The following is a 387-nucleotide window of genomic DNA, read 5'->3' on the forward strand; positions in this document are numbered from 1 at the left end:
CAGCCGCTCCTGGAACGCGGCCGCCCGGTCCCCGGTGTCGGCCTCGGCCTCGGCGGCGGCCCCGTCGAGCGCCTCGCGGGCCTCCGGGATCTCGCTGATGAGCGGCCGGGGGCGGGCGGCGGCGAACGCCGGTGCGAACAGCGCCCAGTCGACGTCGGCGACGGTGAGCGCCGTCTCCTGGTGGGCCAGGGCCTGCTGGGGCGCGGTGATCCCGGGCTCCGGAGCCAGGACCCGCAGGCCGCGCCGCCGCAGGTGCTCGGCGGCCGCGTCGTCGGCCGCCATGCCGAGCTCGCCCCACGGGCCCCAGGCCACCGAGGTCGCGGCGAGTCCGGCCGCCCGGCGCCGCTCGGCCAGCGCGTCGAGGAAGGCGTTGGCCGCCGCGTAACC

The 387-nt window shown here is 80.4% G+C and carries 1 protein-coding gene; it reads right to left on the reverse strand.

What is annotated here, in order from left to right; translation table 11 throughout:
- A partial coding sequence (locus UK12_RS33380; protein WP_045306965.1) for a KR domain-containing protein occupies positions 1-387 on the reverse strand: 387 nt, incomplete at both ends.

It is taken from the genome of Saccharothrix sp. ST-888 (assembly GCF_000955975.1).
Taxonomy (GTDB): Bacteria; Actinomycetota; Actinomycetes; order Streptomycetales; family Streptomycetaceae; genus Kitasatospora.